Annotated in this window: 3 protein-coding genes; 1 reads left to right on the top strand and 2 read right to left on the bottom strand. The window is 74.1% G+C overall.

Annotated features, from left to right (window positions below; genetic code table 11):
- Positions 1-69: 69 nt before the first annotated feature.
- Positions 70-975 (bottom strand): ketopantoate reductase family protein, encoded by a 906-nt coding sequence (locus ACFTZL_RS44400; protein WP_382596199.1) that lies wholly within the window; start codon positions 973-975, stop codon positions 70-72.
- A 102-nt stretch (positions 976-1,077) separates the two neighbouring features.
- Here ACFTZL_RS44400 and ACFTZL_RS44395 point away from each other — a divergent pair, with 102 nt between their 5' ends.
- Positions 1,078-1,308 (top strand): DUF2277 domain-containing protein, encoded by a 231-nt coding sequence (locus ACFTZL_RS44395; protein WP_382596196.1) that lies wholly within the window; start codon positions 1,078-1,080, stop codon positions 1,306-1,308.
- A gap of 25 nt (positions 1,309-1,333) precedes the next feature.
- Here the strand turns inward: ACFTZL_RS44395 and ACFTZL_RS44390 are convergent.
- Positions 1,334-1,619 (bottom strand): DedA family protein (locus ACFTZL_RS44390; protein WP_382596195.1); only part of this gene is annotated, 286 nt, incomplete at its 5' end.

The raw sequence follows: 1,619 nt of genomic DNA, 5'->3' as shown, positions 1-1,619 counted from the left end.
GTCATAGGTCGTAGCCACGCCTCAATGATACGCCTGTTCGAATTTGAGTGGCGAGTGCCTTCCCGTGGTTCACGCGAACGTGTGTTCCCTCTCCAGGTCGCCCACCACCCGGGCCGTCACCGGAGCCGGGACGCCGTGCCGCTCGGCCGCGCGGAGCAACGCGCCCCCGATGGCGTCCAGTTCGAGAGGGCGGCCCGCCTCGGCGTCGCGTTGCATCGACGACTTCGTCCGCGGCGGGAAGGCGTCGTAGCGGGCGAGGGCCTGGGCCGGGTCGGCCGGGCCACCGCACGCGCGGCTGATCGTGGCCGTCTCCTCCACCAGGGCCGTCAGTTCGTCCCGGTGGCGGGTGCGGATCTCGCCGAGGGGCAGGGCGTGGACGGTGGTCAGCAGGGCGAACGGGGCCAGGAACGACATCTTCGCCCACAGGGCCGCCGTCTCGTCGTCCTGGACGCGGGTGGCCGGGCCGGCGGCCGTGAGGGCCTCGGCGAGGGTGTCGAGGCGGGCGCGGGGCACCGCCGTACCGGTCAGGTCGATCTCCGCGAAGGGGCTGCCGTGTTCGATGACGCCCGGGGCGACACGGGTCGACTCGACGCGGATGACGCCCGGGGCGACGCGGTCGGGGCGGTAGCGGGCGCGCAGGGTCGCCGGGTGTTCGACGCCGTTCAGGAACGGCACGAGGAGGCCGTCGGCCAGCGCCGGTGCGGGGACGCGCGCCAGGGCGGCGTCGAGGGCAGTGTGCTTGACGGTCACCAGGCACGCGTCGACCGGTTCGCGCAGGTGCGTGTCGGCCTCGACCGGGGCCGTGAAGTCGCCGAAGGGTGTGCTGCGGATCCGGATGCCGTCCGTGCGCAGGGTCCGGGCCGTCTCCTCGCCGGACAGGCAGATCACTCGGTGGCCGGCGCGGGAGAGCAGCGCGGCGAGCAGACCGCCCACGCCGCCGGGGCCCAGGACGGCCACGGTGAGTTCGTTCCCCATGTCGGGTTCCTCTCGTCGGTCGGCCCCACAGTGGTGGCCGCCTCGCGGAGATCATGACAGGGGGCGCTGTCGCCCGGGGGGCGAAGGGGTGAGACTGGGGGCATGTGCCGGAGTATCAAGACGCTTCGTCCCCCTGCGATGGCCGAGGAGGCCACGGCGGACGACATTCGGGCTGCCGCGTTGCAGTACGTGCGGAAGGTTTCGGGATTCCGGGCCCCCGCCGCTCACAACCAGGAGGTGTTCGACCGCGCCGTGGAGGCCATCGCGCAGGCCACGGAGGAGCTGCTGGACGGACTGGAGATCCGCGGAGCTCCCACCCGCCGCGCGAGCTGAGGCTCCAGCTCGTACGACATAGCCCCTACGACGCCTCCGACGCCCGAGGCTCCCTGCGCATGACGTACGCCGCCCCCGCCCCCGCTCCGAACAGCGCCCCCACCGACACCGCCGTCGCCAGCCAGCTCGCGCCCAGCCAGTGCGCCCCGAACCAGCCGAGGGCGACGCTGTACGCGGCCCAGGTCAGGCCGGCCAGGGCCGACCAGGGGAGGAAGTCGCGGGCGCGGCGGTGGGCGGCGCCCGCGCCGAGGGAGACGACCGAGCGGCCGGCGGGAGCGAAGCGGGCGAGGACGACGAGCGCGCCGCCGCCC

Origin of the sequence: Streptomyces sp. NPDC056948 (genome assembly GCF_042674225.1) — a bacterium.
GTDB classification, from domain to species: domain Bacteria; phylum Actinomycetota; class Actinomycetes; order Streptomycetales; family Streptomycetaceae; genus Streptomyces; species Streptomyces purpurascens.
This window is presented reverse-complemented; position numbering and strand designations above follow the sequence as displayed.

What these genes read in the sequence shown, in the direction of transcription:
- ACFTZL_RS44400 (WP_382596199.1), bottom strand. Translation starts at nt 975, where the DNA reads ATGGGGAACGAACTCACCGTGGCCGTCCTGGGCCCCGGCGGCGTGGGC.
- ACFTZL_RS44395 (WP_382596196.1), top strand. Translation starts at nt 1,078, where the DNA reads ATGTGCCGGAGTATCAAGACGCTTCGTCCCCCTGCGATGGCCGAGGAG.